At 43.2% G+C, this 22,393-nt stretch carries 17 protein-coding genes; 5 read left to right on the forward strand and 12 right to left on the reverse strand.

Features of this window, described 5'->3' with window-relative positions; translation table 11 throughout:
* Positions 1 to 6: 6 nt before the first annotated feature.
* Positions 7 to 1,413, reverse strand: coding sequence for a putative porin (locus tag AB4298_RS01580; RefSeq protein WP_371985520.1), 1,407 nt, complete (start codon positions 1,411 to 1,413; stop codon positions 7 to 9).
* A gap of 457 nt (positions 1,414 to 1,870) precedes the next feature.
* Here AB4298_RS01580 and AB4298_RS01585 point away from each other — a divergent pair, with 457 nt between their 5' ends.
* Complete coding sequence (locus AB4298_RS01585; RefSeq protein ID WP_371985521.1) at positions 1,871 to 3,058, forward strand: MFS transporter; 1,188 nt, start codon at positions 1,871 to 1,873, stop codon at positions 3,056 to 3,058.
* Between the two features lie 173 nt (positions 3,059 to 3,231).
* Positions 3,232 to 4,089, forward strand: coding sequence for a TIGR03899 family protein (locus AB4298_RS01590; protein WP_371985522.1), 858 nt, complete (start codon positions 3,232 to 3,234; stop codon positions 4,087 to 4,089).
* Positions 4,090 to 4,197: 108 nt separating this feature from the next.
* Here the strand turns inward: AB4298_RS01590 and cysC are convergent, their stop codons facing one another.
* The 5 genes from cysC to cobA form a co-directional block, all read right to left on the reverse strand.
* Positions 4,198 to 4,815, reverse strand: a complete 618-nt coding sequence (cysC, locus tag AB4298_RS01595; RefSeq protein ID WP_248998829.1) for an adenylyl-sulfate kinase — start codon at positions 4,813 to 4,815, stop codon at positions 4,198 to 4,200.
* A 92-nt stretch (positions 4,816 to 4,907) separates the two neighbouring features.
* Entirely contained in the window at positions 4,908 to 6,632 is a 1,725-nt protein-coding gene (locus AB4298_RS01600; protein ID WP_371985523.1) for an SLC13 family permease, read from the reverse strand.
* Positions 6,633 to 6,634: 2 nt separating this feature from the next.
* The gene (cysN, locus tag AB4298_RS01605) at positions 6,635 to 8,074 is read right to left on the reverse strand and encodes a sulfate adenylyltransferase subunit CysN (RefSeq protein ID WP_371985524.1); all 1,440 of its coding nucleotides are present in this window, start codon (positions 8,072 to 8,074) and stop codon (positions 6,635 to 6,637) included.
* Between the two features lie 46 nt (positions 8,075 to 8,120).
* Positions 8,121 to 9,029, reverse strand: coding sequence for a sulfate adenylyltransferase subunit CysD (cysD, locus tag AB4298_RS01610; RefSeq protein ID WP_248998826.1), 909 nt, complete (start codon positions 9,027 to 9,029; stop codon positions 8,121 to 8,123).
* A 26-nt stretch (positions 9,030 to 9,055) separates the two neighbouring features.
* Positions 9,056 to 9,871 (reverse strand): uroporphyrinogen-III C-methyltransferase, encoded by an 816-nt coding sequence (cobA, locus tag AB4298_RS01615; RefSeq protein ID WP_248998825.1) that lies wholly within the window; start codon positions 9,869 to 9,871, stop codon positions 9,056 to 9,058.
* Positions 9,872 to 10,419: 548 nt separating this feature from the next.
* Between cobA and AB4298_RS01620 the strand changes: the two genes are divergently transcribed.
* The 3 genes from AB4298_RS01620 (at position 10,420) to AB4298_RS01630 (ending at position 13,922) form a co-directional block, all read left to right on the forward strand.
* Positions 10,420 to 11,352 carry a phospholipase A gene (locus AB4298_RS01620; protein WP_371985525.1) on the forward strand — a complete coding sequence of 311 codons (933 nt, stop codon included), beginning with the start codon at positions 10,420 to 10,422 and terminating at the stop codon, positions 11,350 to 11,352.
* Positions 11,353 to 11,472: 120 nt separating this feature from the next.
* Positions 11,473 to 12,966, forward strand: a complete 1,494-nt coding sequence (locus tag AB4298_RS01625; protein ID WP_371985526.1) for a S41 family peptidase — start codon at positions 11,473 to 11,475, stop codon at positions 12,964 to 12,966.
* Positions 12,967 to 13,061: 95 nt separating this feature from the next.
* Positions 13,062 to 13,922, forward strand: coding sequence for a PA4780 family RIO1-like protein kinase (locus tag AB4298_RS01630; RefSeq protein ID WP_371985527.1), 861 nt, complete (start codon positions 13,062 to 13,064; stop codon positions 13,920 to 13,922).
* An 89-nt stretch (positions 13,923 to 14,011) separates the two neighbouring features.
* On the opposite strand, the gene AB4298_RS01635 is transcribed toward AB4298_RS01630, so the two are convergent.
* The 6 genes from AB4298_RS01635 to AB4298_RS01660 all read right to left on the reverse strand — a co-directional run bounded on the left by AB4298_RS01635 (position 14,012) and on the right by AB4298_RS01660 (position 22,120).
* A complete protein-coding gene (locus tag AB4298_RS01635; RefSeq protein ID WP_248998821.1) occupies positions 14,012 to 14,584 on the reverse strand; it encodes a peroxiredoxin family protein in 573 nt (190 codons plus the stop codon).
* 170 nt (positions 14,585 to 14,754) lie between these two features.
* A complete protein-coding gene (locus AB4298_RS01640) occupies positions 14,755 to 15,180 on the reverse strand; it encodes a DUF3010 family protein (protein ID WP_371985528.1) in 426 nt (141 codons plus the stop codon).
* A gap of 134 nt (positions 15,181 to 15,314) precedes the next feature.
* Positions 15,315 to 17,039, reverse strand: a complete 1,725-nt coding sequence (locus tag AB4298_RS01645) for a hypothetical protein (protein WP_371985529.1) — start codon at positions 17,037 to 17,039, stop codon at positions 15,315 to 15,317.
* 748 nt (positions 17,040 to 17,787) lie between these two features.
* Positions 17,788 to 18,555, reverse strand: coding sequence for a phosphoadenylyl-sulfate reductase (locus AB4298_RS01650; protein WP_248998818.1), 768 nt, complete (start codon positions 18,553 to 18,555; stop codon positions 17,788 to 17,790).
* Positions 18,548 to 20,245 (reverse strand): assimilatory sulfite reductase (NADPH) hemoprotein subunit, encoded by a 1,698-nt coding sequence (gene cysI, locus AB4298_RS01655; RefSeq protein ID WP_248998817.1) that lies wholly within the window; start codon positions 20,243 to 20,245, stop codon positions 18,548 to 18,550. Before cysI ends, AB4298_RS01650 begins: the two co-directional genes overlap by 8 nt.
* Before the next feature lie 78 nt (positions 20,246 to 20,323).
* A complete protein-coding gene (locus tag AB4298_RS01660) occupies positions 20,324 to 22,120 on the reverse strand; it encodes an assimilatory sulfite reductase (NADPH) flavoprotein subunit (RefSeq protein ID WP_371985530.1) in 1,797 nt (598 codons plus the stop codon).
* Between the last annotated feature and the right edge of the window lie 273 nt (positions 22,121 to 22,393).

A 22,393-nucleotide genomic window follows, 5' to 3' on the forward strand; every position in this document is an offset into this window, starting at 1 on the left:
TGCAAATTAAAGTGAGAACTGGTAACCAACACCGAGTGCGAAGAAATTAGTATCTGGAATCGCAGCCACTGCAACCTGATGCACCCCGGCTTCCGCCTTGATAACAACTTCAGGGATAGGGAAATAGTTGATACCGGCGCTAATCCAAGTGTTTTCATAACGTTTGGTCGCAACACCAGTTTCAACTTCTTTCAATGGGTTTGAGTAGTCGATATTGGCAAAAATAGTAATAGGTACAGGTGTGAAATGGCCTAAATCAACCCCAGCCTCAACGAAGAAAGCTTCTGACTTTGAACCCAGTTGAGCGAAGTTACCCGGCTTTAAGCCCGGTGTAGTTTTGTTAGCTTGAGTAATGGCGTCGCTATCACTTAAGGTGCCGTATAGATATTGGCCGCGTAGTGTCCAAGGACCTTCCACAAAAGCACCAGCTACAGACAAGATCTCAACAGTACCATCTGAACTTAGCTTATTGGTTTTATGTCGATTTCCACTGGTGTTGCCATAATAATAAGACGCACCTATCGCAGAACCTGTTTTGAAATTGCCATAGTCTAGGCGTAAGACATATGCCAAATCATCAGCATTAACATGCTCAAAGCGCTTTTGATGGCCTGACGCGACCCAATCATAAGTTCTGAAGTATTCTGAATTTAAGCCACTGACTACCTGAGCTTGATAATGGAAATCGGCCATCTCACCAAAAATACCAATACCATTTTCATTCCATACAGCTGGTAACATAGCCGACTCACTCTTATGGCGTTGCACCGTAAGGTATTGGCTTGGCTTGTGTAGCGTACTACTTAAGCCAACTGGCAGATGGATATTACCGAACTTCACCCCAAATGCTTTACTTGGGCGATAACGGATCTCGGCCTTTTCGATCATGACCTCACCGCCAGCCTCGACTTCGGCTTCAAACTCACCAAACTCATCAAAACCGTCATATTCTAACGATGTACCTGTACCACCATGTTCGTATTCAATCTCAACTTCCATGTCCCATTCATCATTAAACTGATAGCCAAACTCAGTTACAATGCGCTCTAGGTCAAAACGGCTGCGACGCTCAGGCGAAGTGTCTTGCACGTTATCGAAATACTCATCACTGGTGTAAATGGCGCTACCATATGACTTGAATGAAAACTTATCCCACTTACTTGTTGTTGACTTAACTGCTTGCAGCTCTTGCTGATGCTCAGTTTGTTGCTGCTGAACTTCAATTTCCTGCTGCTTTTGCTGCTGGGCCAATTGTTGTAATTGGCTTTTCAGTGCAGTTAATTCTGCTTCTTGTTTTGCAATCGCTGCGGCCAAGGCCTCAGGATCTGTTGCTGACATGGCATTAGCACTAAATACGCTCGCAATCGCAATTGCTAGCACATTTAACTTGGCATGTTTTGAAATAGACTTCATAAACCGCTCTCATTTTGATTCTGCGCTGGAAACCAGCTCCCCCGAAATTCGCAGTCAAAATACACGTAATGAGAACTATTTGCATTAATCTTTACAATATTATTTACAATAAGATTACATAAAACACCAACCAGTGACACTGGTATCGCAAACCAAACACTTAGGCAAAGTTCTAAAGTAAGGAGGTTTGACGATAGTAACCACTTACATGGAATAGCAAGTGTCAAGATTGAAATTTATATTCAGCAAACAGTTTAATGCTGAATTGCTCAGCTAAAAAAAGTAGCTCTCTGAGCAAAAATAGCGACAACAAATGATTAAGCTATCGCTAATAAATAAAAAATCTGAATTAATAACTCAAAGTTAACTAAGGTATACTGCCGCATAATCAGCTGCACTAGCCTATACACTTCAAGATTAATGTTTGCAGCATGCAGGCTCACTACATGGAAAATTTATGAAGAATAATCCGCAAAAATTATTGCTCTGGATGACGTTTATTATGTCGCTAGTGTTTGCTGTCTGGCAGGCACTTTTGAATAACTTTGTCATCGAGCGAGCCCAATTTACGGGGGCAGAAATAGGTATGCTACAAAGCCTACGCGAAGTACCTGGCTTTCTGGCTTTTACTGCTATTTTTGTATTGCTACTGATCCGCGAGCAGGCTTTTGCACTGTTATCTTTAGCGGTGTTATGTATAGGCGTTGCCATTACTGGCTTCTTCCCTCAGGTCTTGGGCTTGTATATCACCACCATATTAATGTCAGTGGGCTTCCATTACTTTGAAACCATTAATCAGTCATTAACTTTACAGTGGGTTGATAAGCAAGATACCGCCGCTTTTATGGGGAAAGCACTAGCATGGCGTAGCGCCGCTGCGCTGGGTGGCTATGCCAGTATTTGGCTTATCATGACTTGGCTAAAATTAGATTACCAATGGATGTACGCTATTATTGGCACCTTAGGTCTCGTTATGGTGCTCACCATAAGTCGCTACTTCCCTACTTTTCCTCAGGGAGAAATGCAGCATAAAAAAATCATATTAAGAAAGCGTTACTGGCTTTACTACATGCTAACTTTCTTCTCTGGTGCTAGACGGCAAATTTTTATGGTATTTGCCGGGTTTATGATGGTCGAAAAGTTTGGCTATAGCATCACTCAAATCACCTCACTGTTTCTAATTAACTATGTAGTGAACCTATTATTCGCACCAGCCATAGGTCGCTTTATTGGTCGCATAGGCGAGCGCAATGCCTTAACCATAGAATACATCGGCTTAATTGCAGTATTTGTGAGTTATGCCTTAGTTGAACATGCGGAATTTGCAGCAGCACTTTATGTTATCGACCATCTACTTTTTGCCATGGCAATTGCAGTAAAAACCTATTTCCAAAAAATTGCTGACCCTAAAGATATTGCAGCCACTATGTCGGTAAGCTTTACCATTAACCATATTGCCGCAGTCATTATTCCGGCATTGCTTGGAGTACTATGGCTGACCTCCCCTGAAATGGTGTTCTATATAGGTGCTGGCTTTGCTGTATGCTCATTAATTTTAGCTATCAATGTTCCTCGCCATCCTGATCAAGGTGCAGAAGTAGCTCATTTTGGTAAAGTCACTAAAACAGTCACATCAACAAGTTAGTCAAGCAATAAGTCGACAAATAAATAGACAAGCCTACAGAACCTTGGCATAACACTTACAGTGTTATGCCAAGGGTGTTGCAGACAATCTAAGGCATATATTAAGTTAACCTAGCGCAGAGCATACTCATCTGCGCGAGATAAATAATTAACAAAAAAGAGTGGCAATACAGCATGGTTGAAACCGCCTCAGATAACAGTGCCCCAATAAAACAAACGGCCCAAGACAGCAATAAAACGGCTGATCCATCAGCCCGTAAAAAAGCCTTGTTACTGGGTAAAATGTTAGGCTTAGCTAGTGAAGACGATTACCGTGCTAGCAATGCTTCAATTGGCGAACGCGCCGCATTTAGGGCGCAAAAACAAGCTTGTCAGTATCAACAAAACCTAGAGACTATTTATAAGATTGCTATCAGTCATACTCCCTCCGATGTGACTGGTGTTGATCTAGATCCTGATTGGGCTCATCAGTTTTTTCAACTAGCAGAACAAATCCACAACCGAAAAATGCAAGAACTATGGGGTCGGATCTTAGCCAATGAAATCACCTCTCCAGGCCACTTTAGCTTACGTACATTAAGCACACTTAAGCAACTGACTCATAAAGAAGCGCAGATTTTAGAAAAAGCTTTAGGCATGTCTGTGTTAGTCAACAATGAAACTCGGCTTAAGCTAATCATTGGTTTTAAGTATGCTGGAGGCTTAAGTCAGTTATTTAAAAAAGCGAACTCCACCAGCATAGGTTTATCCCAGTTTGGCCTGCCTTACTCCAATATTCTGACCTTAGTCGAAGCGGGGATCTTACACCGCAGTGAACTAGAGACTGGGCTACTTAGCAATAAAACCCCGATTCATTTTTCACTGAGTGAAATTAAGTTAAGGCTAACGCCAAAAAGCGGTCAACTTTTCTTCAGCTACTACCGTTTTACGCCCATTGGGGATGAGCTTGCTCAGTTGATTCATTTTAATACCGATAAGAGCTATATCAAAGCGATGAAAGCTTTATTCTCACACGACTTTAAAATTGATTAATGCTGTCAATCGCTGCGATTAACCGTTCCGAAACTAGGCCAATAAAAAATGCGACACCATTACAGTATCGCATTTAGCTCGTCTAGCTATAACCCTAGTCGAATAAAGTTATACAGCCGCTTTTAACTTATCTAAATCAATAACCTGAATAGCAACTAAGTAATCTAGTAGCGCACTAACTTGAGTCGCCAAATCGCCCTTGCTGGTATCGATAGTCAGTTCGGCCGCCGCTGGCACCTCATAGGGAGCAGAGATCCCGGTAAAGTTGGCTATTTCACCTGCTCGTGCTTTGCTATAGAGGCCTTTGGGGTCTCGCGCCTCACACACCTCAAGAGGTGTTGAAACATGTACTTCAATAAATTGGCCGGCATCAAATAATGCTCGCACGCGCTCACGCTCTTCACGTGTCGGCGAGATAAATGCAGACAGAACAACCAGGCCTGCATCTACCATCAGTTTAGCGACTTCACCGACGCGACGCAGGTTTTCGTCACGATCTTCACTACTAAAACCTAAGTCTTTACACAAGCCATGACGTACATTATCGCCATCGAGTAAGTAGGTATGAAAGCCCGCATCAAATAAGGCACGCTCTAGTGCGCCTGCGAGTGTCGATTTACCCGATCCTGAAAGTCCAGTGAACCATAACAAAATAGGATTTTGCCCTTTCTGATCCGCACGCGACTGTTTATCAATACTATGTTGGTGCCAAACAATATCAGACATAAAAACTCCTAAAATCTAATCTTCACAGTGAGGTATTGATAACACCGCACTACTGCTGCCTAGGTAAATACCCGCCATAAAAGCAGGTTTAATTAAAATGGAAATAAGGCTGGAACCATTAACAAGACGATTGCCGAATACAGTAAAGACAACGGCAAGCCCAGCCTAACAAAATCACTAAATCGATAATTACCTGCGTTATAAACCATCAAATTAGTTTGATAACCATAAGGCGAAATAAAGCTCGCACTCGCGCCAAAAACCACTGCTAATATAAATGGCCGAGTATCGACGCCATAATTCATTGCAATGGCGTAAGCGACAGGGAAACATAGCGCTGCGGCCGCATTATTGGTAATGAGTTCAGTCAGTAACAGGGTTAATAGGTAAACAGCCACAAAAGCTGCAAATACTCCGTAGCCATTAATTGCCCCTAAAATAAATGCAGCGATATCATCTGCAAGTCCGGTTGATAACATTAAATTGGCCAAACTTAAGGCACTACCTACAATGACCACTAACTCAAACGGGAAGCGCCGCTTTAACTCTGCCAGGCTAACTGCACCTATGGCAATATAACTCATCAGCAGTAAAACAAGCCCTTTTACCAGAGGTAAAACTCCGGTTAAGCTGGCTAAAATAGTCAGCAGGAACCCTCCTAGCACCCACTGACTGCGCCTGGTGTCTAAACGAACACTTAGATCCAGACCGCTCACCGCAGCAAACTCTGACGCCAATTTAGTATTGCGACTAAAGCTATCACCTGGAGTGATTAGCAATACATCTCCAGCTTGCAGTTCAATATCACCTAATCCGCCCTTCAATGGCTGATGCCCACGACGAATCGCTAATACTGCACCATCAAATTTTTCCCTAAAGGTCGACTCTTTTAATGAGCGACCAACTAAAGTAGAGCTTGGTGCCAGCACTGCTTCAATCAGATTCTGACCTTTAGCTTGTTGCTTACCAAACCACTCTAGACCGTCAAATTGATGCAGTAATTCGACCGACTCGACCGCGCCACTAAAACGCAGCACATCTTCACTTTGCAAGACTAAATGCGGTGGTACTGGGCAGATGCGGATCCCACTCCGTTCAAGCTCAACCAAATACAGCTTCTTAAGAGCACGTAAACGGTTATCTTGTACGCTTTTTCCTATCAATAACGATTCTTTAGCGACCCTAGCCTCAAGTAAATAAGGCAAGGTTTCCTCGGCATTATCTTCACGTCTATCAGGTAACCAATTAGCCAATAAAACCAGTAAACCAACACCTGCGACAACAATCACAATACCGATAAGAGAAAACTCGAAGAAACCTAAAGGCTCAAGTCCGGCATTTTCAACAAATGAGTTAACAATCAAGTTAGTTGACGTACCGATTAACGTCAGCGTACCGCCTAAAATTGCCGCGTAAGACAAAGGCAACAATAATTTAGCTGGCGCATGAGCTTGATTGCGGCGCACCACACCAATGAGTGAGGCTACAACCGCTGTATTGTTAGTAAAAGATGATAGTAGCGCCGTCGATAACCCCAATTTAGCTAAGGTCGATGCCAATGAGCCACGGCCCACCATCTGGCTTAACTTGCCCAGCATTGAGGTCTTTTCGAGTGCCGCCGTAGACATAATTAGCAGCACTAAAGTGACTAAGCTGGCATTGGTAAAACTCGACAGCGCTGTTTCAAGCTCAATCATTCCTAACAAGTAGGTGGTGAGTGACGCTATAAAAAACAGCGCTGCAGGTGTCCATAGTCCAGCCATTAAGGCCACGACTAAAGCAAATAAAATGCACGATAACACCCACAAATCAACCACGGTTAACCTTCTACTTTACTAATATCAATTGCTTGCCAATGAGGATATTGCTTACGAATTAACGCGTTAAGCTCAAGTTCAAAATCGCTATATTGCTGTACTGCTTTAAGCTCTTTAGAACTAGATACAGCCATAACTGCCGCAACGGTTGCATTCGACAAACGATCAATCAAGATCATGCCGCCTGTGTCTCTCACTAAGGTATATGGGTCAATGGCAATTGATTCATTTAGCTCAAGTGTTACGCGTGCCATGTCATTAAGACCAATACTGTCGCCTTCGTTACGATCTAACGTATTAACATCAACAACATACTCTATTTTAACCACGCTGGCTTGTAGCTTTTTACCCGCAACTTTTAAATCATAAAGTTGATTCAATTGCAGTGGTTTCTCATCCATCCAAGCAATGTCTGCACTAACGTGGTTGGCAATCGCTGGCGCATTTTCTACTTGAGATAATAAATCACCTCTTGAGATATCAATTTCATCTTCAAGGGTTAAGGTGACCGCTTGGCCTGCTATAGCTTGCTCAAGATCACCATCAAATGTCACAATACGCGCGACTTTACTGCGCTTACCTGAAGGTAGTGCGACTAGTTCGTCACCTACATTAATCACACCAGATGCCAGCGTGCCTGAAAAGCCCCGAAAATCGAGATCTGGGCGTTGCACATATTGCACCGGAAAACGCACAGGCAGGCTAGTAAGCTCACGGCGGGTATCTATCGTTTCTAAAAGCTGTAGCAGTGTGCCGCCGTTATACCAAGGAGTTTGGCTACTTGCATCAACAACATTGTCGCCTTTAAGTGCTGAAAGCGGCACATAACGAATATCAATATCACCTAACTGCTCTGCAAAAGCAGCAAACTCAGCTTGAATGTTATTAAAGACTTTCTCATCAAAGCCAAGTAAGTCCATTTTATTAATCGCAACCACGAAGTGACGAATACCTAGCTGTGACGCAATAAAAGCATGGCGGCGAGTTTGAGTTTGCACTCCATACCGCGCATCGACTAACAACACGGCTAAATCACACGTTGAAGCACCTGTTGCCATATTTCGAGTGTACTGCTCATGGCCCGGCGTATCGGCAATAATGAACTTGCGCTTGTCACTTGAGAAATAACGGTAAGCCACGTCAATGGTGATCCCCTGCTCACGCTCTGCTTGCAGGCCGTCCACTAACAAGGCTAAATCAACTTCTTCGCCAGTTGTGCCTAGCTTGGCACTGTCATTCTTTAAGCTTGCTAGCTGGTCTTCATATATTTGTGCACTATCGTGAAGTAAACGTCCGATTAAAGTACTTTTACCGTCATCAACACTGCCACAAGTTAAAAAGCGTAATAAGCCTTTATGTTGCTGCAGTGACAGGTATTCTTTTACGCCTAAATCTTCAAGTTCTGCCGCCAGGCGTGTGTTGTTATTTACTGCTTGGTTCATAATGATTCCTTAGAATTCTGTATTCAAACCGTCCCTACGGGCTGGTTTAGAAGTACCCCTGACGTTTTTTCAGTTCCATTGACGCGCTTTGGTCTGAGTCAATAAGTCGGCCTTGTCGTTCACTCGAACGAGTCAGTAGCATCTCTTCGATAATCTTTTCTAACGTGTCCGCTTCTGAATGCATCGCTGCTGTAAGTGGGTAACAACCTAAGGTTCTAAAACGTACCAACTCCTCCTTCGGTGTTTCGCCTTCAGCTAGCGGCATTCTTTCGTCATCAACCATAATCATCATGCCGTCACGTTCAACCACCGGGCGTTTTTGAGCAAAGTACAGTGGCACTAGCTGGATATTTTCCTGATAGATGTACTGCCAAATATCCAGTTCAGTCCAATTTGAAAGCGGGAAGACACGAATACTTTCGCCTTTATTTACTGCGCCGTTGTATGTCCGCCATAACTCTGGACGTTGATTCTTAGGGTCCCAGGTATGGTGTTTATCGCGGAATGAATAGACACGCTCTTTAGCTCGTGATTTTTCTTCATCGCGACGCGCCCCACCAAATGCGGCATCAAAACCATATTGATTAAGCGCCTGCTTTAAGCCTTGGGTTTTCATAATATCTGTGTGCTTGGCACTTCCATGTTCAAATGGATTAATTCCCAACGCTAGGCCTTCAGGGTTTTTGTGGATCAACAGATCAAAACCAAACTCTTTAGCTTGAGCATCGCGAAATGCGATCATCTCTTTAAATTTCCAGTCAGTATCGACATGCAATAATGGAAACGGGATCTTTCCTGGGTAGAATGCTTTGCGAGCCAAATGAAGCATCACAGAAGAGTCCTTACCGATGGAATACATCATGACAGGATTATCAAACTCAGCCGCCACTTCACGAATGATTTGAATGCTCTCAGCTTCCAGTTGTTGCAAATGGCTTAACTCTTTCGTGGCCATGCTAATTCTCCGTATTCTTCAATCAATTATTTAAGTTGTGCAGCTAATTCAGTGGTCTTAATTTGGTTTGATTGGGGTGTAAACCAATTAAGCGTGTCGGCGAGTTCAACAACCTCACCAATGACCATCAGTGCTGGCATCACTAAATCTGGGTGGCTAGCTAATTGTTCTATATTGTCGAGCGTACCAATAAAGGTTTGCTGACTCGATGTAGTGGCTTTAGAGACAATTGCCACAGGTGTTGCTGCGATGCGGCCAGCACCTAACAACCCTTGCTTAATCAAGTTGGCATTCAATATTCCCATATAAACTACTAAGGTATTATTTGGGTTGGCATAACTCTGCCAGTCCATCGGTCTGCTTTCTAACTTGCAATGGCCGGTAATAAACGTCACACCTTGGGCGTAATCACGGTGAGTGAGTGGAATACCCGCATAAGCAGCGGTACCACTTGCAGCCGTAATACCCGGCACGACTTCAAAGTCCACGCCTGCCGCGACAATAGTTTCTAACTCTTCACCACCGCGGCCAAATATAAACGGGTCACCACCTTTAAGTCGCACTACATTTTTGCGGGTATATGCCTTAGTCACCAACAGCTGATTAATTTCGCTCTGAGCGGCACTATGCTTACCAGCACGCTTACCCACTGCAATTTTTTCTGCATGAGGTGGAATGAGCGCGAGAATATCGTCACTTACCAATGCATCGAATAACACAGCATCAGCATTTTGCAGCACTCGGTATGCCTTGACGGTCAGCAAATCGACATCGCCAGGCCCAGCCCCTACCAACCAGACCTTTCCTGTACTGGCTTGGCCAGGTAAAGCTACAATTTCCATTCCGCTACCCCACTGCTAATTTGTTAGAGTGAAATATAGCTGCCTGCTTATTCCATAATAAATAGATAATTATTACTTTTTATAACTTTTTGTTATTTAGAAATGTTCAACTCATTGTTAACGACCAGTCTGACCACCTAAGTAATTGTTTAACAAACGTTAAATATTAAGGCTCTATTTATTCAGTTCGTAATAGTGAGCAACCCAGTGCGGTTTTGCACTAACTTATTGCATTTAGGTATAGTTATTTCTCAATACAGGCCTCTAAGATACCACCGCAACCGCTGCCATCCAATTCAACTTTACCCCGCAACAATGTTACTGAAGTGATAAACCCCTGTTAATGCAAGTGCCAGCTAGGTAGAATATTTTACCCACAATAGAAAACTAAAAACCGCGTTGATACCAATCACAATAAACAAGTCGCTACAGCTTTTTTAGGCAAGGACATAAAACAGCACTTAATAAGTTACAGATTATTTTTTGTTGTTACTACGACTGTAGTTTTACGCTTATAACGCTTGGTATTACTAGATTTAGGGATAGTTATGAACAAACTAGCTTGGCTAATTCTGCCATTGAGCTTTTGCTGCACTTTTGCGTTACAGGCAAATGAAACTGACACCAATAAAGATGATATTGAGGTCAAATCTAAGGCTGAAGAGTCATTAGTTGATAAACGTATTTCGGAAGAAAGCGCCACAGGAGATCTTCCCTACGTCATCACACCTCATAAAGTGAACTATATTCTGCCAGTGACGTACAGCAAATCTCCAAATATGGCTCCTTTTGAACAGCAGCAAGAGGAACAACCCTTTACCTTAGATAATATGGAAGCCAAGTTTCAAATCAGCTTTAAGTTTCCACTTTGGCATAATGTGTTTGGTGATAATGGCCATCTATTTGCCGCCTACACTAACCAATCTTATTGGCAGGTTTACAACAAAGATATCTCTTCGCCGTTTAGAGAAACCAACCATGAACCAGAAGTGTTTATGGTATTTACAAACGATTGGCAACTGGGGCCTCTTACCAACTCTTTTTGGGGAGTTGGCGCAGTACATCAGTCTAATGGGCAGTCAGGTTCGCTCTCACGCAGTTGGAACCGTCTCTACGGTATGATGGTCTTTGATAACGGTCCGTTTGCTCTTGAGGCTAAAGCTTGGTGGCGAATACCTGAAGACGAAAAAGAGACTCCTGAATCGCCGCGCGGTGATGATAACCCTGATATTACCGATTATATGGGCAATATAGAGTTCACAGGAGTGTACGGCTTAGATGAACATCGTTTTACGCTCATGCTACGTAATTATATTCAAAAGCCTAACTATGGCGCCGTGGAGTTTACTTGGAGCTACCCGATCTTAGGTAACTTAAGAGTCTATACCCAATACTTTAATGGCTACGGTGAAAGTTTAATCGACTACAATGTACATAACCAACGAATAGGTATCGGGGTTTCAATTAACGATATTCTGTAGCTTGCCTGTAAACATAACTTTTAACGGGCATCATACAGTAGCCATAAAGCTCGATACCAAAACACATCTAAAGCAAGCTTGAAAAGCCTGTGCGCCAAGCTTGCATAATAAGGATGGTTTATGCTTTTGAGCTTTAGGGGCACGATTTCGGCTTTCACAATACTCATGTTTGTGAGTATTGTGCAGCTGTTATATCTAGCTTTTTATCCAAGCACTTTTGCCACTCAATTAAACCGCCAACAATACCAACAAGACATACAGTTTTTTGTCGACGTGATTAAGCAACGCTCAGCTTTTGCTGTTCTCAGCCCGCAAGATTTACAACGCATTGAAACTGAAAGTCAAAAGCTTACGCGGTCAGCAGGCAAACAAACCTCAGCAACGGCGCTAGAGCAACAGCTCCAGCAACTGATAAGTAAGCTTAATGATCCAGCCGCGTCCGTCTCTCTGATATCAAGCACACAAACAGCTGTAACTTTACCTTTAGCTCTGCGCTTTGATGGAGAGCACTGGCACGCCTTTTCTAACAAGAAAAAGCTATTGGCAGAAGACTTACCTTATCTAACCCATATAGATGGTATTCCTATGAACCGCTGGGTAAAGGCCGCCCAAGTTTACCTTGCCAATCCGTTAAAGCAATCGGCTCAAGCCCAGACTGATTGGCTTCAGCATATTACTAAATTACGCCAAGACATCGGCCTTGCCGCTAACAAAAAGGTTGTACTAACTCTCAGTAATAGTGAAGTGAGTGAGCAACATACACTAACACTCGCTCATGAATCGTCTGATACCGGTGGCTTGCAACCTTTTACAGCATCTACTCCAAGCCACTCAATAGCTAATTCTGAGCATCACCTTCTGCGTTTTGAGGATGAGCTAGACTCTGCAACGATTAAACAGCTATCTCATCTATTGGCTCAAAAAGAGCTATATTCCCAACAGGAGAGTCGCTCACCACTCACACTCGATATCCGCGCTATAAAGTCGCCACAGCCTCAACTAATGGCGTTGCTGCAGAGTCATTTTGGTCAAGCTAACCAATCTACCAGTATCGGCTTACTGCGCTATAAACGTTTTGCTACATCAAGGGCAGAGCATATTGCCAATCAATATTTCTCTATTGCAGAGCTGAGTTTTTTTGAGCAATCTCGACTGCTTAATCACGGATTTAACAATGCTCTCAACCAAAATAGCGCCCTCAGTGACTTTTTAGTGCGCCAACATCAAAGCTCGCCAAACTCTGCTGAAATCAGCCAGCAAAAGCTCACGTTATTAATCGATTCTAGCTGCGAGCTAGAATGTGAGTGGATAGCACTCGCTTCCCTCAATTGGCCTAACGTTGAGCTCATCGGTGAAACCACTCGTGGCAGCTTAAGTCCGCGTTATTATGCCACCTTACCCAATAGCGGAATTCAGCTGCAATTTAGCCAAGGCATTGTCTATTCACCAAGCGGTCAGCTAATCTCGGGCATTGGCTTAGCTCCAGCAATGCAACTTAACCATCTAGCCTTTGAAGACGAGCAGGTTGTTGCACTCATTGCCGCGCAAAAACTAACTCGTTCACTCGCTCCACTTAAAGGTACAGTAGCTATTGCGACTTTGGAAAAACGTTAGTCATTATGGTCAGTTGGAGCTAATAAATGTCATTTTTTTTTATGATAATAAGCGAACCCATTCCATCACCAGGCTAACTAAGGTATAAGAGCCCCATGAAAACCCCAAAACGACTCCAACCTCTGGTTGATGAAGGACTAATTGACGAAGTGATTCGTCCATTAATGAGCGGCAAAGAAGCCGATGTATACATAGTTAGATGTGGTGATGACGTTCGCTGCGCCAAAATTTATAAAGAAGCCGATAAACGTAGTTTTAAAAAAGCTGTCGAATACCGTGAAGGTCGCAAAGGTCGTAACTCTCGCAGAACCCGTGCGATGGAGAAAGGCTCCAACTACGGCCGTCAGGAACAAGAACAAGCTTGGCAAAATGCCGAGGTTGATGCGCTATTTCGCCTAGCGAATGCCGGCGTTCGCGTGCCTACCCCATACGGATGCTTTGACGGCGTATTGCTAATGGAGCTAATAACCGATGAAGCTGGTTACGTTGCGCCACGACTAAACGATGTTAGCCTAACAGCTGAAATGGCTACAGTGCATCACGCTTTAGTTATGAAAGATGTGCAGCGTATGCTTTGCGCAGGCCTTATTCACGGTGATCTTTCTGAATTTAACGTGCTACTTGATCATACAGGCCCGGTAATTATAGATTTACCCCAAGCCGTAGATGCCGCAGCAAATAACAATGCTAAACGTATGCTACTGCGTGATGTGAATAATATGACTCAATATTATGGTCAATTTTCGCCAGCACTATTGACGAGTAAATATGCTCAAGAGATGTGGCTAAAGTTTGAGTCTGGCGATTTATTACCAGACACAGTGCTTACAGGCCAATTTGTTGAAAGCGAGCACAGTGCAGACATTGAATCAGTATTGGCCGAAATCCAAGCTGCATTTGAAGAAGAACAAGAGCGTAAAGCACGTATTCAAGCTGAAACAGAAGATGAATTTTAGACTTAGCTAACGCTTACAAATCGCGGTTACTAACGCCTTGAACTAAAAAGTCCAGCGATTAGCTGGGCTTTTTAATGTCATCAAGCCGTTTACTCAACTTGAGCTGTTTCGCTATTATTTACTTCTTGCTCTTGATTAACTTTTTCAACATTGAGCTCAGCTAACGTAGTTGCAATATCTTCTGCTGCAGTTTTAGCATTGATATCTTCATCAATTTTAAGGATCTTGCCGTCAGTGCCGATATAAAAGGTCACTCGGCTTGCCACACGCACTAAATTTAGAACGTCATAAGCTTTAGCCGTTTCTTTAGTCGGATCGCTAAGCATCGGGAAGTCCGCTTTTTGTTCCCGAGCAAAGGCTTGGTTATCTTCTAAGTCATCAACGCTTGCCATCATATAAACCGCATTGTACTCACGAATAAGATGCCCCTTTTCTACTAACGATTTACATTCTAAAGTACACCCGCGAGTATTCGCCATTGGGTACCAAGCCAAAACGAGGTTTTGCTTACCCTTATAGTCACTAAGCTGATAGAAATGGCCATCGGTTGCCTGTAGTTTAAAATCAGGAGCTACATCACCAACTTTTAAATCGGTTGCAGCAGCTGTAAGTGGCAATAGCAAAAATGCTATAAAACCTAGTTTTGAAAGCTGTTTAATCATTATTTTATCGCCTTATCAAATTATTAGAGCTCATAGAGCCCTATGTTGAATCCTGTAAACCTAGCAAAAGCTTCACGTTAATCAACCATACGCTTCACCGCTGAAAAAGATCATTGTTGCCATTAAATACTAGCTGCTCAATCACTTATAACCTGAATTTTTTATAACACCTATGCGTTTAAGCACTCAAAAGCCAAATCATAAGCTTTACCTAAATCAACCGTTTTAGGTTTCGTAGATTTCAATGCTAAACAACGCTTATCTGTCGCCCGCAGCGTTGCAGGGTGCACAAACTCAAGTTCTTGTTCAATACTTGCCAAGATAGCCCCTTCCATCAAGAAGGTTCCCGCTCCACCAGCACCTTGCCCAGTGGTGGCTCGACGATTTAATACCACTTTATTAACCTTATGCTCGCTAATATAGCCCTGCAATTGCGTGATAAAGTTTTTAACGTCTGCCTGGTTCGGATTTTTAATCAAACTAAACTTGCTTACTTTAGGCGCTATAAGCTGATGAGTTGCTCGATTACCTGCTAAGGTCACCACTCTAACTTCATTCGCTTTTAAAAATATGCCACAAACTACCTGGTCGCCCATCACCACTCCCTACACAAAAATAACTGAGCCTGTTAACCATATTCCTCAACGACACTGCATTTCAAAGAATAAATAGGCCATAATAAAACGCCAGCCTATGGCTGGCGTTGCGCGATGATTATGGCATAGATCGCTTATTGAGTTGAGCGCGAGTCGAGGTGCGAATCGATTTGAAAACCTTTTTGGTCGATATCCAAACCAAACTTAACGCGCATATCATAATGCTTCATCATTTCTAACTCTTCAGGCACTTGCTCACCCGTAAGCTCGATAAAAGTAAGTAGCGGCTTAAACATTTTCATGTAATCAGCAGACATTAGCATCAAGCCATTATTGGCAAGTGCTTCTTGCCCTAGAGAGTTAGCGACAGCTTCACCTTTATCACCTGCAAACAGCACTAAATGATTACCTTTAACAGCCAGTTTTGGCGAAATATTCATTTCAGGTGGCAGCGGTAACATGCTGCTTAGATCAATTGCATCACCATTCGTCGGTAATTGAACGCTAGCAAGCTCTGGAGAAAATGACTTAGCCATATTGAATAGCATTGCTGGGTTTTCAGCAGATAAGCTGATCACAGCGTCTACACTCTCTAACTTAGGATCATCTAAGTCGTCAGCAATTTTATAATCAATAAGCGAAACACCAATACCTTTAACACCATTAGCCATACCTGTAGCCATACCTAACATAGCGGGGTTTTGCTGGCTCATTTGCGCTTGCATTTCCGCCAAAGGCGCACACTGGTACTCAGGTGTCAGCATGTCATCCCAGATAGCAGTAAGTGATGGCACCATTTGATTTACATCAATGCCTACGCCCATGGTAAATACACTATTATCGATATCTTGCACGTATGCAGGAATAAACCCGCGTAGCTTTTGATAGGCATCGATCAGTAGCTTGTTTTCACTCTCTATTACCGTTCTAAAACCAAATGAACTCGCACTATCGGTTACCTTAAGCTCATCATAACCAGCAACGGTACGCGGCCAATTATTCGCAATAGAAGCTAGCTCAACACTACACGCTGGCGTTCTTAATTCTTCAAATGGATCTTCATCAGCCATAGCGAATAATTTTGATAGCTGACCTGCCAATTGATTACCGTCAGTACTGGTTAGCGCCGTCACAATCTCTTTATGATTGATATAGCTAATCCCTTCATTGGTAAAGCCATGCTTAGTAATGATGTCTTGAATGATATTTGCATCAGTAATAGAGTAATCTACGGGCGTCACTCCTAATGCAGTTTCAAGTAAAGTTGCATCGCTAAACGAGGTACTAAAGGTGGTTGTCAACAAACCATCATGCACAGCAAACACTAAATTTATCTGTTCTTCTTCTGTCTCACTAGTGAGCTTATAACTGCGGTAATCAACCCCTTTTAAGTTGGCATTGATATGCATCAAGCCACTCTCTGCTTCAGCTTTATCCAGTAAAGCCCAAACAGCGTCAGCATTTTCAACTTCGATTTTTAATACCGGCATAGCGCCAAGAGTATAAAAATAACTGCGAATATCTGCAGCAAAACCAAAGGTCTTAATGAATGTTTCGCCATCTTTCATGGACGCCATATAAGACTTCATCAAGCTGACAAAAAACTGGGCTCTAGGATCGTCTTCTTGCTCAAGCTCATCTAAGACGTCAACAGGGTACTGCCTGTAAGCTTCAGGTAAAGAGTTAATATAAGATTTAATAGGGAAAGGTGTGAGCTGCGCAGAAAATAAAGGGGTATCAGCAGGTACATAGCTTAGTACTGCATTATCGCTCGTCGACAAGGGCGCCGATTGCTGGCTATACCAATATCCACCCGCACCTACAGCGACAACTGCCGCGGCAATAAGCATCTTATTCATTCAAAACTCCATTTATAATTCAATTTATCCAATAAAAGCGAAACAACCTATTAGCGCAGCAATACTACAACATTGTCCCTACTTATTACCAACTTAAGCAAAAACACATTTAGGCTTTACTAGCCACTTCGAATCAAAATAAGCCAATTATCATCAGTAGTCGCTAGCGCAAGTAATTGACCTACAGCCCAAAAAAACAGTGTAAATGCTATAGAAAGCGACGCTACAAACCATCGAAGATAAGTACAACTAGATAGGGAAAGAACAAGAGGGAGAAGAGGTTACCTCATAAAATGAAAACCCCAGAGACTCCATAATAACTGGGAGACCTGGGGTACAAATTGCTTGATAAGCAGGCGCTAGCAAGCCAATCAAAGCACTCAACTTTTGCCCTTATATGGCTACAAAAGCTAAGCTTGGTTTATCTGGTTACTGACGGCTCTGCCTGTAATGCTTAGCTGGCTAATAAGTTAACCAGTGGAAGACTAAGTATTACTTGACCCAATAGGGTCTGATACAGAACAGTTCCCTAAAACCATCTACGGGAACTTTGGACTATAGCCTAAAAAAACTAACTGTGCATAACCCTGTGAGCAAAAATGTACAAAATAAATTATTTTTAATACTAAAGGATTAAAAAGTTAATATTTACATACTCTTGACAAAAGCTCCTTTGTATACAAAGTTAACACTTAGCAACCATAGATAGCACGATAGTACCACTTATAACCTTATCGCGTTGGCAATGTTAGATATCAAAATGCAACCCGCACTCTCGCTTTAATCCATTAAAACGAGTTTCCTCTTCGCTCATGCCCAGCTCAAGTGGTTTACTCGAATGGGTATCTCCAACGGATACATAACCTTGATCCCATAATGGGTGGTATGGCAGTTCAAACTCGGTTAGGTATTCATGTACCTGTTTATTACTCCAATCAATAATCGGCAATATTTTATAGCGTTGTCCATGAATCGCTAATACAGGCAAGTCTTCACGTGTACTCGACTGTGACCGTCTTAAGCCCGCAAACCAAGTCGACACATCTTGCTCAGCTAAAGCACGTTGCATAGGCTCAACTTTATTGATTTGGTTATACTTATCTAAACCATCAATATCTTGTTCCCACAGTTTACCAAAGCGAGCTTCTTGCCAAGCAGCACTAAATGGCGATGCGTACACTTTTAAGTTAAGCGTTAACCTTTCAGTCAATTCATCAATAAACTGATAAGTTTCATTAAACAGATAACCAGTGTCTGTCAGTAACACCGGAATATCAGCCTTTTCAGTACTCACCATATGCAGCATTACCGCCGCTTGAATACCAAAACTGGACGATAGTGCATGATTGCCTGGTAAGTAAATTAACGCCCAGCGAACACGCTCGACCGGTGTTAATTGCTCCAAAAATGCATTAACACGTTTTAATTCCGTTTGTTGCTCAACTTTCGGTGCATCCAATAAAGCCTTGAGTTCATCCGCCGAAATAACAGAGTCAACAGCTTGGAGATTAGCCATGAAAATCCTTAGCCGCATCATTTACAGCTGCAACCACACCGCTACGCACAGTGTAATTACCAAAAGTTTCACCTGTTTGTCTCTCTGCCACATACTGCGCAAACAAGGTATCTAACTCCGAGAGGATTTCCGCTTCTTGGATATTCTCTCGGTACAGTTTGTTTAAACGTGTCCCTTCAAAGCTGGCGCCAAGATAAAGGTTATAACGTCCCGGTGCTTTACCGACTAAACCAATTTCTGCTGCGAAGGGTCTGGCACAACCATTAGGGCATCCAGTCATACGAATAACGATGCCTTGATCTAGGAAGCCATGCTTTTCTTGCAACGCTTCCACTTTAGTTAAAAAGTCAGGGAAATAACGCTCTGCTTCCGCCATGGCTAACGCACAAGTCGGCAGTGCCACACACGCTATTGAGTGACCACGGGTTTCAGTAATTAGCTTACCCATTAGCCCATGTTGCCTTGCTAATGCTTCAACTTGTTCTTTATCGGCAGCGGGGACGCCTGCAATAATAATGTTTTGATTAGAGGTCATACGGAAATCACCTTTATGGATCTTGGCGATTTCTCTCAAGCCTGTTTGCAGCGGTTGACCCGGTAAATCTTTAACACGGCCGCCTTCAATAAACAGAGTCAAATGCCAGTTATCGTCCACACCTTGTTTCCAGCCATAACGATCACCACGATCACCTATCACCACATCACGCTTTGGCTCAAATTTAATACCAGTACGAGCTTCGACTTCTGCTTTAAACTTATCAAAGCCATGTTTCACTATGGTGTACTTTAAACGTGATAGCTTACGGTTTTCACGATTCCCCCAATCACGCTGAATCGTCATTACCGCTTCAGCAAATTTGAGGGTATCTTCCGCTTTGATATAACCAAAATCATCTGCTAAGCGTGGGAATGTAGCAACTTCACCATGAGTCGAGCCCATGCCACCACCGGCAACCATATTAAAACCAATTAACTCATCGCCGTCAGCAACGGCAACAAAGCCAAGGTCATTAGTGTAAACATCAACGTCATTATCAGGCGGTACAGCAACTGCCATCTTAAACTTGCGCGGCAGATAAGTTTTACCGTATACCGGCTCAACTTCTTCACCTTCTGTGGTCACCAACTTTTCATCATCAAGCCAAATCTCTGCGTAGGCTTTGGTGTGCGGCAGCATGTTGTCAGATAGCTTTTTAGCGTAAGCGTAAGCCTGCTGATGCAACTTCGACTCAACCGGGTTTGGATTACACATCACGTTACGGTTAACGTCACCACATGCGGCGATAGAATCTAGAGCTTCACGGTCAAGATCTTGAATAATCGTTTTAAGGTTACGCTTTGGTATACCGTGGTACTGAAACGTTTGGCGCGTCGTTAAACGAATACTGTTTGAGCTTGTAAGGTTTGAAGCAATTTTATCTACCGCCAACCACTGCTCAGGAGAACACACACCACCGGCGACTCGGGCGCGTAACATAAAGCTATACAAAGGCTCTAGCTTTTGCTCTTTACGCTCGTTACGTAAGTCACGGTCATCTTGCTGATAAAAACCGTGGAATTTGATCAACTGCTGATCGCCTTCACTAAAGGCACCAGTAACCGCCGTATCTAAGCCTTCTTGGATGGTACCGCGCAAATAATCGCTGTCGGTCTTCAGGTATTCATTTACTGCTAACTTTTGCTCACTCATAGCAAGGTACTCTCTTAAAATTCTTTTGGTTTTGCGCCTGCTTTAGCATGGCGTCGCTCATCATTGACAAAATGGAGCCTAATAGACGTCTTTTTGATAACGCTTAGCGGCTCTTAATTCTTCTAAGTATTGCTCAGCCTGCTCTGGCTTTTTATTGCCGTACTTCATCACTAAGTCCAACAACGCTTGATGGACATCTTTAGCCATACGCTCTGCATCACCACAAATATAAAAATGCGCACCAGATTCAAGCCACTGCCACAGTGCTTCACCTTGCTCAGCCAATTTGTGCTGGACATAAACTTTTTGCTCTTGATCGCGAGAGAAAGCGAGATCAATGCGTGATAATTCGCCACTTTGCAGATACTGCTGCCACTCTGTTTGATATAGGAAATCTTGCTCAAAATGCGGATTACCAAAGAACAACCAAGCCTTCCCTTCTGCACCTTGTGCTGCACGCTCCTGCATAAAGGCTCTAAATGGAGCGACGCCAGTTCCAGGACCAACCATAATCACCGGGGTGTCAGGGTTTTCAGGCAAACGGAAGTGATTGTTAGGCTCAACATAAACTTGTACCGTTTGCCCTTCTTCGGCGCTGGCAAGGAATTGCGATGCACCACCAAAGCGGGCCACACCATCACGCTCATCTTCAACCAAGGCTACGGTTAAGTGCACTTCTGATTCAACTTCAGCTTGGCTTGACGCAATAGAGTAAAGTCTTGGAGTAATACCGCGCAGAAGGCTAACAAATTGCTCTGCGGTAACGCTAGCGGGGAACAAACGCACTAAATCAGCAACTTGATGGTTATTAACAAACTCACGGGTCAGCGACTTATCAGCACTAATAGCCAATAGCTTTGGATCTTGGCTTAGATCAGCCCAGCCAGTCACTAAACCTGGATATAACTGTGTTAACTCTTTCTTATGAGTCAACGCCTCAAGCAAGCTAAGCTTTTCTTTACCGACTGTAACTGCTTCGTTCGCATCAAGCTTTAAACTCCTCAGCAGCTCAGCAATCAAATCTTGTGAATTGGTAAACCACACACCTAGTGCATCACCAGCTTGGTAGTTGAGTCCAGATTCACCGAGCTCAATCTCAACATGGCGCACATCGCGGTCAGAATCACGCCCCGTGAGTTTTTGGCTAACCAAGAGCTCTGCGCTATAGGGCTTTTGTTTGGTGTAGCTGCTAGTTGTTACGTGGCTAGAAGCTATCGATACCACGCTCGCACCGGCTGTTTGAATAAGTGGCTTAACCGCTTCTAATACATCCGCTTGCCACTGTTCAGCCTGCTCTTGGTAATCAACGTCACACTCAACTAACGGCGCAATCGCAGTTGCCCCTAAAGCGTTGAGGCGAGACTCAAAGTCTTTACCTGTTTGGCAGAAAAACTCATAACTTGAATCCCCCAATGCAAGCACCGAATAATTTAAATTATCCAATTTAGGTGCACGCTTTGAGCTTAAGAATTTGTGCAGTTCAATCGCATCATCCGGCGCATCGCCTTCACCATGAGTACTCACCACTAACAGCAATAAGCTCTCTTGCTTTAATTGGCGAGTTTTATAATCGCCCATCGAAACCAAGTTAACCGCATAACCCTGAGCCTGTGCTTTTTCTGCAAGCTCTGAAGCAATGCCGCGACCGTTTCCAGTTTGGCTACCATAAACAATCGATATGGTTTGTTCAGCACCAGCATCACTGCTGCCAGCCGCTTTTGGTAGTTCAGCCGTTCCTTGCTCAGATGTTGCAGCAAGATAGCCACTAACCCAAGCAAGTTGAACGGCACTCAGCTCTGCAGTGAGCTGCTTTAACTTATCAACTTGGCCAGCAGAAAGCGGCGAAGCGAGTGAGGAAAGCTCTTTTAACAACATGGAAACGGCCCTGTATCAGTATATTGTTGGCAAGCTTAGCCCCTCCCAACAAAAGAAAAAAAGAATAAAAGATAATTTTTAATTCGATTTAGGAATATACAAAGCTCAAAAATTAAGCTACAAAAGTAACTAGCGAATCAATAAACTGGTTTGCAATAGGGTTTGCTAGCGCAAACTTCTATTCAAAAGTGTGGCTTAGCGCAAATTTTTCAGTCTGACCAGTCCATAAAGTGGGATATTGAAAAATATGCGCTTGTGTCTAGATTAAGAGTC

Origin of the sequence: Shewanella sp. 10N.261.52.F9 (assembly GCF_041471165.1) — a bacterium.
In the GTDB taxonomy this organism is placed as follows: Bacteria; Pseudomonadota; Gammaproteobacteria; order Enterobacterales; family Shewanellaceae; genus Shewanella; species Shewanella marinintestina.

Excerpts from the sequence above, each read along its gene's own strand:
- AB4298_RS01580 (WP_371985520.1), bottom strand. The coding sequence starts at position 1,413 with ATGAAGTCTATTTCAAAACATGCCAAGTTAAATGTGCTAGCAATTGCG.
- AB4298_RS01585 (WP_371985521.1), top strand. The coding sequence starts at position 1,871 with ATGAAGAATAATCCGCAAAAATTATTGCTCTGGATGACGTTTATTATG.
- AB4298_RS01590 (WP_371985522.1), top strand. The coding sequence starts at position 3,232 with ATGGTTGAAACCGCCTCAGATAACAGTGCCCCAATAAAACAAACGGCC.
- cysC (WP_248998829.1), bottom strand. The coding sequence starts at position 4,815 with ATGTCTGATATTGTTTGGCACCAACATAGTATTGATAAACAGTCGCGT.
- cysN (WP_371985524.1), bottom strand. The coding sequence starts at position 8,074 with ATGAACCAAGCAGTAAATAACAACACACGCCTGGCGGCAGAACTTGAA.
- cysD (WP_248998826.1), bottom strand. The coding sequence starts at position 9,029 with ATGGCCACGAAAGAGTTAAGCCATTTGCAACAACTGGAAGCTGAGAGC.
- cobA (WP_248998825.1), bottom strand. The coding sequence starts at position 9,871 with ATGGAAATTGTAGCTTTACCTGGCCAAGCCAGTACAGGAAAGGTCTGG.
- AB4298_RS01620 (WP_371985525.1), top strand. The coding sequence starts at position 10,420 with ATGAACAAACTAGCTTGGCTAATTCTGCCATTGAGCTTTTGCTGCACT.
- AB4298_RS01625 (WP_371985526.1), top strand. The coding sequence starts at position 11,473 with ATGCTTTTGAGCTTTAGGGGCACGATTTCGGCTTTCACAATACTCATG.
- AB4298_RS01630 (WP_371985527.1), top strand. The coding sequence starts at position 13,062 with ATGAAAACCCCAAAACGACTCCAACCTCTGGTTGATGAAGGACTAATT.
- AB4298_RS01635 (WP_248998821.1), bottom strand. The coding sequence starts at position 14,584 with ATGATTAAACAGCTTTCAAAACTAGGTTTTATAGCATTTTTGCTATTG.
- AB4298_RS01640 (WP_371985528.1), bottom strand. The coding sequence starts at position 15,180 with ATGGGCGACCAGGTAGTTTGTGGCATATTTTTAAAAGCGAATGAAGTT.
- AB4298_RS01645 (WP_371985529.1), bottom strand. The coding sequence starts at position 17,039 with ATGAATAAGATGCTTATTGCCGCGGCAGTTGTCGCTGTAGGTGCGGGT.
- AB4298_RS01650 (WP_248998818.1), bottom strand. The coding sequence starts at position 18,555 with ATGGCTAATCTCCAAGCTGTTGACTCTGTTATTTCGGCGGATGAACTC.
- cysI (WP_248998817.1), bottom strand. The coding sequence starts at position 20,245 with ATGAGTGAGCAAAAGTTAGCAGTAAATGAATACCTGAAGACCGACAGC.
- AB4298_RS01660 (WP_371985530.1), bottom strand. The coding sequence starts at position 22,120 with ATGTTGTTAAAAGAGCTTTCCTCACTCGCTTCGCCGCTTTCTGCTGGC.